8 protein-coding genes are annotated in these 7,566 nt (G+C 72.7%); 3 read left to right on the forward strand and 5 right to left on the reverse strand.

All coding sequences use genetic code 11. From position 1 onward, the window contains the following. Positions 1-11 precede the first annotated feature (11 nt). The 5 genes from ABD151_RS15380 to ABD151_RS15400 all read right to left on the reverse strand — a co-directional run bounded on the left by ABD151_RS15380 (position 12) and on the right by ABD151_RS15400 (position 4,405). The gene (locus tag ABD151_RS15380) at positions 12-638 is read right to left on the reverse strand and encodes a CbiQ family ECF transporter T component (protein WP_343995650.1); all 627 of its coding nucleotides are present in this window, start codon (positions 636-638) and stop codon (positions 12-14) included. Then, positions 635-1,336 (reverse strand): energy-coupling factor ABC transporter ATP-binding protein, encoded by a 702-nt coding sequence (locus ABD151_RS15385; protein ID WP_343995651.1) that lies wholly within the window; start codon positions 1,334-1,336, stop codon positions 635-637. Before ABD151_RS15385 ends, ABD151_RS15380 begins: the two co-directional genes overlap by 4 nt. Beyond that, entirely contained in the window at positions 1,333-1,938 is a 606-nt protein-coding gene (locus tag ABD151_RS15390) for a biotin transporter BioY (protein ID WP_343995652.1), read from the reverse strand. Before ABD151_RS15390 ends, ABD151_RS15385 begins: the two co-directional genes overlap by 4 nt. A gap of 74 nt (positions 1,939-2,012) precedes the next feature. Continuing rightward, on the reverse strand, positions 2,013-3,470 hold the full coding sequence (locus ABD151_RS15395; protein ID WP_343995653.1) for an FAD-dependent oxidoreductase: 1,458 nt from the start codon (positions 3,468-3,470) through the stop codon (positions 2,013-2,015). Between the two features lie 5 nt (positions 3,471-3,475). Continuing rightward, positions 3,476-4,405: a hypothetical protein gene (locus ABD151_RS15400; RefSeq protein WP_343995654.1), complete on the reverse strand. Its 930-nt coding sequence runs from the start codon at positions 4,403-4,405 to the stop codon at positions 3,476-3,478. Positions 4,406-4,422: 17 nt separating this feature from the next. On the opposite strand from ABD151_RS15400, the gene ABD151_RS15405 reads away from it, so the two are divergent. The 3 genes from ABD151_RS15405 to ABD151_RS15415 all read left to right on the forward strand — a co-directional run bounded on the left by ABD151_RS15405 (position 4,423) and on the right by ABD151_RS15415 (position 7,462). After that, the gene (locus tag ABD151_RS15405; protein WP_343995655.1) at positions 4,423-5,460 is read left to right on the forward strand and encodes an MDR family NADP-dependent oxidoreductase; all 1,038 of its coding nucleotides are present in this window, start codon (positions 4,423-4,425) and stop codon (positions 5,458-5,460) included. Beyond that, a complete protein-coding gene (locus ABD151_RS15410; protein WP_343995656.1) occupies positions 5,457-6,260 on the forward strand; it encodes an SDR family oxidoreductase in 804 nt (267 codons plus the stop codon). Before ABD151_RS15405 ends, ABD151_RS15410 begins: the two co-directional genes overlap by 4 nt. 206 nt (positions 6,261-6,466) lie before the next feature. Continuing rightward, positions 6,467-7,462 (forward strand): hypothetical protein, encoded by a 996-nt coding sequence (locus ABD151_RS15415; protein WP_343995657.1) that lies wholly within the window; start codon positions 6,467-6,469, stop codon positions 7,460-7,462. Positions 7,463-7,566 lie beyond the last annotated feature (104 nt).

Raw genomic sequence — 7,566 nt, forward strand, 5'->3', positions numbered from 1 at the left:
GGCACGGGGCACTAGTCCGGGCCCGGCCGATCGTCGCCGATCCCGCGGGCGTGCAATGCCTCGCCGGTGGCGTGCGCATGGGCCACGACCCGGATCACCATCGGCGTCAGCAGGGCCCGTGGGTCTCGCTCGAGACCACGGGCCTTGGCGGCCTGAGCGGTCTCGGCCGCGATCGCCAACGTGGTGGGGATGCCCCGGATCAGCAGGGAGAAGGCCAGCGCGACCAGCTCCGGATCGACGCCGACCCGGCGCAGCGGTCGGCACGCCCGGGTGATCGCGTCCAGCATCTCGTCGACCGAGGTGGTCACCGTGAGCACCGTGGCCAGCAGGATCAGCGCCACCAGGGCCCCGACCACGGTGAAGGCACGCTCCGGGCCACGCTGCCAGGCCTGGTAGAGCGCGAGCAGCGTCATCATCACCAGCATGCCGCGCAGGGTGCGCAGCACCAGCGCCGCTCGTGCCCGCGCCACCAGCAGCAGCGCCAGCGCCGTTGCCAGCACCAGAGCGGTGAGCAGCGCCGAGGAGCCCAGCACGGTGAGCAGGCTGATCGCTGCCAGCGCCGCGATCTTGGCGCCGGGCGGCATCCGATGCAGGAACGAGGAGCCCGGCTGGTAGACGCCGAGCAGGTCGCGACTCATGCCGGCTCGCGCTGCTCGACCAGCGAGCGGTAGTGCGCGATCACCTCGACGGGGACGCCGTCGGCGACCACCTGCCCGCCGTCCACCAGCAGGGCGCGGTCGCAGCGCCCGGCAAGCTCGAGGTCGTGGGTGGCGAGCACCAGCTGCTGCGACAGACCGAGCAGCAGGGCGCCGATCCGGCGGGCGTTGGCCAGGTCGAGCAACGTGGTCGGCTCGTCGGCGACCAGGATCGCGGGCTCGGTGGCCAGCACCCCGGCCAGGGCCAGCAGCTGCCGCTGGCCGCCGGAGAGCGAGTGCACGCTGCGCCGAGCCAGCTCCCCGATCCGATACTCCTCGAGGATGCCCTGCGCCGCCTGCTCGCGCTGCTCCTTGTCACGATGACGTCGTCGCAGGGAGAGGGCGACGTCCTCGATCGCGGTGGGCATCACCAGCTGGGCGGAGGGATCGGTGAACGCGAAGCCCACCTGACGGCGGACCGCGCGACCCTCGGTGGCGACGTCCAGGCCATTGACCAGCACGCTGCCCCGGGTCGGCAGCACCAGGCCGTTGACCAGGCGGGCGAGGGTGGACTTGCCGGAGCCGTTCGGGCCGATCAGCGCCACCCGGCGCTCGGTCAGGGCGAGCGAGACGCCCCGAAGGATCCCGACCGATCCCTCGGGGCCCTCGGCGTCCACATGGACGTCGTGGAACTCGATCAAGCCGCGCTCGGCTCCAGCGCGGCGCTCCGCTCGGCGGGCGCGGTGCTGCGCGGCATCAGCCAGCCGAACGCGCGGTGCACCGAGGTGGCCACCAGCGCCATCGCGACGTTCTTGAGCACGTCGCCCGGGAAGAACTGCGCGTCGTAGATGAAGGCGGCCTTGATGCTCATGTCGGCGCGCCAGGCCAGGTTGAGGGCGCCCAGGGTGTGGATCAGCAGGAAGCTGCTGAGCAGGCCGGCAGTGAAGACCAGGGTGAAGTCGCTGGCGCGCTCGCGGTTGCGCGAGACCAGGTAGCCGCAGAGCGCTGCGGCCAGGGGGAAGGCGACCAGGTAGCCGGCGGTGGGCCCGGTGAAGTGCCCCAGGCCGGCGGCGCCGCCGGAGAAGATCGGCAGCCCGATCGCCCCGCCCGCCAGGTAGAGGGTGACGGCGAGGAAGCCGCGGACCGGGCCGAGGCAGGCTCCGACCAGCAGCACGCCGAAGGTCTGCAGCGAGAACGGGACGCCGGCGCCGGTCTTGATGTCCGGGAGCAGGGCACAGACGGCGATCAGGGCGGCGAAGCCGGCGATCAGGGCGACGTCGAGGGGACGGGAGCGGGGGTTCATCGAAGGTCCTTCCAGGTGAACTGAACGGTGTTCAGGTTAGCTGCGACCTGAACACCGTTCACCCGGGGGTCCCGCTACCGTCCGGTACCCCCATCGCGCACGCTCGCCGCGAGCCGCTCCCCCAGCAACCGGCCGAGCGTGAGCGCCGGCGTCAGCAGCATTCCGGAGCAGAAGCTGTTGCCGCAGGTGGCTGCGGCACCGATCACCTCGCCGACCGCATGCAGCCCGGTGATCACCTCGCCGTCCGCCCGCCGCACCGCGCACTCGGCGTCGACGTCGAGGCCCTGGAAGGTGACCAGGGTGACCGCATGGTTGCGCAACGCATAGAACGGCGCCGTCGCGATCGGCGACGGCAGGTGACGCCGTCCGAACTCGGCGTCCTCGCCGCGGGCCACCGCGTCGTTGTAGCGCGCCACGGTCGCCGCCAGCCCGGCCGGATCGATGCCCGCCAGCTGTGCCAGCTCGCCGAGCGTGGCCGCCGCATGCACCCCCGGCCGAGTGTTGGCCATCGCCCGCACCTGGTCCGGCTCCTTGCCGACGACGATCTGCCGCTCGCCGGTGGCGCCGTCCAGCGCGGCGTCGTCGAAGACGGTCCAGAAGGTCTGCTCCGCGACGCCGACCAGGGCACGCTCCTTCTCGTCGATCGACGGCTCGTCCTCGGCCACCCACCGGTTGCCGTCGCGGTCGACGTAGATCTCCACCGGCGGACGCTCGCTGGTCAGCCGCTGCCGGTCGTGCCAGTTCGCGCGCCCCGGCGACACCGGGTCCGGCAGGCCGCCGAAGGTCGGCAGGTAGGAGCCCTGCCCCTGCAACGCGGCGCCGACCGAGCGGCCCAGGTGGATGCCGTCCCCGGTCGAGGTCCGCGCGGCGGCCGAGACCAGAGGCACCCCCTCCAGCTCAGTGAACAGCTCGGCGTCGGCGCCGTAGCCGCCGGTCGCCAGCACCACCGCCGTCGCCCGCACGGCGACCTCGCGCCCGCCGCGGAGCACCTCCACGCCCACGACCGCCCCGCCGCCGTCGGAGTCGCCGTCGGACTGGAGCAACCCGGTCACCGGGGCCTGGGTCCAGACCTCGAGGGCCTGGCCGGCGGCCTGCGCTCGAGCGAGCTCCTGCTCCAGCACCGCGAGGATCGAGAGGCCCTCGTCCACGCCGTAGACCGTGCGCGCGATCCGGTACGGCTCGTGGCCGTAGACGATCCGCGGGGTCTCCGCGGCGAAGGCGAACCCAGCCTCCTCGAGCCGGTCGACGGTCTCGGCCGCGTGCTCGGCGACCAGCTGCGTCAGATCGGCCCGCGCGCTCGCGCCGCTGATCCGGGCGATGTCGTCCAGATGCTCGGCCGGCGAGTCGACGATGCCGCGCTGCCGTTGCCGCCGGCTACCGGCCGCGGCCAGGTGACCGCCCGACAGGTGCAGCGTGCCCCCGAGGCGCTGGTCCTTCTCCACCACCAGCACCCGGGCTCCACCCCGCGCCGCCGCGAGCGCCGTCGCCAACCCGGCCGCGCCCGCTCCGACCACCAGCACATCGACCGTCATCCCACTCACCGTCCGCTCCGCTCGATCACCAGATGGGGCGCCCCGAACGGGGCGGCGACCACCAGGGCGCGGGTGCTCCCGAAGCCCGGCAGGTCCACCTCGACGATCGGGCCGGCCGCACCGAGCGCCGCGCGCGCGATCTGCTCGACGTCGTCGGCGAGCACGACCAGGCCGAGCAGGCCGCGTCGCGGCGCCACGCCGTGTCCGGCCAGCGAGCCGCCGAGGCCCGCGCCGACTCCGTAGTCGACGACGTTGACGTAGGTCTGCTGCCGACTCGGCCCGATCGTCACCGACCGCACCCGCAGCTCCTCCCCGACCCCCATCAGCGCCGAGAAGGAGGCGTCGACGAAGTCGTACTCGTAGACCACGCCCCAACCGAAGACCTGGCGGTACCAGGCGACGGTCGGCCCCGCGTCACTGAGCGGCAGCGAGATGCTCACCGGCTCACTGAGCACCAGGTCCCGGACCTCGGCGAAGTCGGCGAAGAAGTCGCGGTCGCCGTGCAGGAACGCGGTGACCACGCCGTCCGGACCGTGGCGATGCGCCTCACGGAAGCCGCCCTCGTTGGTCTCGTACGACGCCTCGGCGGCCTGCATCGCGAACCCGGCGGAGGCCGCATGCGCCAGCGCCTCGTCGAAGTCGGGGGCATAGAAGTCGACGACGCGCAGCGCGTCGCGGTGGACCCGGGAGTGCTCCTCACGGATCGGCGCTCCGGGCTCGGCGAACCGGCACAGCACCGCTCCCGCCTCCACCCCCGGGGTCGCGAAGGCCTGGAGCCGGATCGGGCCGGGCACGCCGAAGAGGTCGGCGCTCGTCGGCGCCGAGAGCTCCGTCGGCGCCGCGGCGGTCATCGCGAAGACGTCGACCAGCTGGCGCTCGTGCTCGCCGGGCGACGCGGTCGAGATCAGCGGACCGTAGATCCTGGAGGTGCTCATGTATATATCATATTGGAATGACCCCATCGGCTGTCACCACAACCCGCGCGGTACACCTGGCGCGCCCTGTCCGCGGCCACCCGGAGCCCGACGACTTCACCCTGGTCGAGGAGCCGTTGCCGCGCCTCGCGGACGGCAAGGCGCTGGTCCGGGTGGACGCCCTCTCGCTCGATCCGTACCTGCGCTCCCTGCTGGACAACGGCCACCTCGACGACCCGCCGATCCGGCCCGGCGAGCCGATGGCCGGGCGTGCACTCGGCACCGTCCTCGCCTCCGACTCCCTGCCGGCCGGCACCCGGGTCCTGGGCGAGACCGGGTGGCGCGAGCACGCGGTGCTGCCGGTGGCCGCGCTGACCCCGGTCGAGGTGCCCACCGGGGCGCCGCCGTCCGCGATGCTGGGGATCTTGGGCATGCCCGGCCTGACCGCCTTCGCGGCTCATGCGCGGCAGCTGCTCCCCCGGGCCGGCGAGACCGTGGTGGTCTCCTCCGCCACCGGCGGCGTCGGCTCGCTCGCGGGACAGCTCGCCCGGCGTGCGGGGGCCCGCACCGTCGCCATCGTCGGCAGCACCGGAAAGGTCGCACTGGCCCGCTCGCTGGGCTACGACGAGGTGGTGGTGCGCACCGCGCCGGACTGGATCTCGGATCTGCACGCCGCCTGCCCCGACCGCGTCGACGCCTACCTGCACATGGGCGATCAGGCCACGCTCGACGGCGTCGCGGAGCACCTGGCGATCGGCGCCCGGGTCTCCCTGTGCGGCCTGATCGACCAGTCCAACGGAGCCCCGCCGACCCGGCTCCGGGCCGGCGCGCTGATGGCCGCGCGGGCCACCGCCGTCGGGATGGTGGTCTACGACCACCTCGACCTGGCCGAGGCGCATCGCCGCGAGGTGGGCGACCTGCTCGCGCGCGGCGAGATCCGCCTGGTCGAGGACGTCTGGGACGGCCTCGAGAACGCCGGCGCCGCCTTCGCCGCACTGTTGGCGGGCCGCAATCACGGCAAGGTGATCGTCGAGATCGCCGCCACCCCATCCCCCGCACAAGGAGAGCAGCAATGAGCAATGTGGTGATCACCGGAAGCACCAAGGGCATCGGCCACGCACTGGCCCGCGACTTCCGCAGGCGCGGTCATCAGGTGGTGATCACCGGGCGCAGCCAGCAGGCGGTCGACGACGCTGTCGGCTCGCTGACCGCGGGACCGGGACAGGCCAGGGTGGTCGGGCGCGCGGTCGAAGTCAGCGACCCCACCCAGCACGAGGAGCTGTGGGCGTTCGCCACGGCCGAGCTGGGCGGCGTGGACCTGTGGATCAACAACGCCGGCGTCGCGCACACCACCCAGCCGATCGCCGCGACCACCAGCGAGGCGGTGACGGCGATGGTGCGCACGAACCTGCTGGGCACGATCTTCGGCTCCCAGACCGCCGTCCGCGGGCTCACCGCACAGGGCCACGGCAAGCTCTTCAACGTCCTCGGCGGAGGCTCCGACGGCCGGATCCGACCCGGCATGGGCGTCTACGGCGCCACCAAGCGCGGGCTCGACGGCTTCACCCGCGCGCTGGCCAAGGAGGTGGCCGGCACCGGCGTCATCGTGGGGCAGATCCGCCCGGGCGTGCTGATCACCGAGGGCTGGCTGCGCGAGGCTGCCGCCGCGCCCGAGCAGGTCCGCGCCCAGGCCAAGGCGCTGAGCATCATCACCGACGACGTCGACGACGTCGCCCCCGAGCTGGTCGCCCGGATGCTCGCCTCCACCAAGAACGGCGACGAGATCGCCTGGCTCACCACCACCCGCCTCGCCCGCCGCTTCCTCACCCCCGGCTACGCCAAGAAGCACGACATCCTGGCGCGGCACAACCTCTGACCCCCCAGATAGTCCCTGACGTTTTCGTGGTTTTCGGCCGCCAGAACCACGAAAACGTCAGGGACTATCCAGATTGGCCTGTGGAGAACGGCTGCGAGGCGTCGTAACGGGCACACCCTGAACAGATGGAGTCAGGGACCGGATCAGCGACCGACGGGTGCGTGTGCCCGTGGCCCGGTGGTCCGCGAGCCGGGTTGGTCCAACCCGTGCCGGTCGATCCGCACGGAGTGCGTGGCCCCACGCCCAACCAGGCCCGTGGACCCAAGTGGCGCCGGACGTCGCGCGGTCTCTTCGTCCCCGCCGGAACCACACGCAGTCCCGAGCAGCGGATCCTCGAGGCGAGCATGGTGCTGCCGCGCCACACCGGTCTGACCGGTTGGGCAGCCCTGCGCTGGTGCGGGGCCACCTGGTTCGACGGGCTTGACGTCTCCGGAGCCGAGCTCGAGGTCCAGCTCCTGACGGCGGACCACTCGATCCGCTCCCAGCCGGGCATCCGCGTGAGCGAGGAGCGCCGCAGCTTCGCGACGTTGCGGGTGCTGGACGGCGTCCCCTGTGTCGACGCGGTCCATGCCACGGCGTTCGCGATGCGCTACGCGGCCTCGGCCCGCGAGGCAGGCGTCGTCTTCGAGATGGCGGCCTTCAGCGACGCCGTCTCGATCGCGGAGATCCGCGCCCTGCTGGCCCGGATGAACGGATGGACCGGCGTGCCGCGCGCACGCGAGGCGCTGGCCCACCTCGACGAGAACTCCTGGTCGCCCCAGGAGACCCGGCTGCGTCAGGTCTGGCTGCTGGACGCCCTCTTGCCGAAGGTGCTGGCGAACCGCCCGGTCTTCGACCGCTACGGCAACCACCTGGGAACGCCCGACCTGTTCGACGAGGAGGCCGGACTCGTCGTCGAGTACGACGGCGCGCACCATCTCCAACGCGCGCAACGGTTGCGCGATCTGGACCGCGAGGCGCGGTTCCGCCGGGCCGGCCTGGAGTACCTCGCCGTCGCCTCACTCCGCCAGGACGACCGGGGCAGCCTGATCCGGCTGCTGCGCGAGGCCCGCTCGCGCGCCCGCTTCGCGGCTCCCTCTTCCCGGGCTTGGACCACCGCCCTCCCCCGATGGTGGACGCCTCTGTTCACCGTCGAGCAGCGCCGGTCCCTCGACGCGGAGCAACGCGAGCGGTGGCTGCGGACGCGGCGCGCTGCCGCCTGATCCGTAGCGAACCGGGATAGTCCCTGACGTTTTCGTGGTTTCTGCGTTCCAAAACCACGAAAACGTCAGGGACTATCTCCCACGAAGGCCGGTCCGTCTCCACA

This window comes from Nocardioides dubius, from assembly GCF_039528155.1.
Classification (GTDB): domain Bacteria; phylum Actinomycetota; class Actinomycetes; order Propionibacteriales; family Nocardioidaceae; genus Nocardioides; species Nocardioides dubius.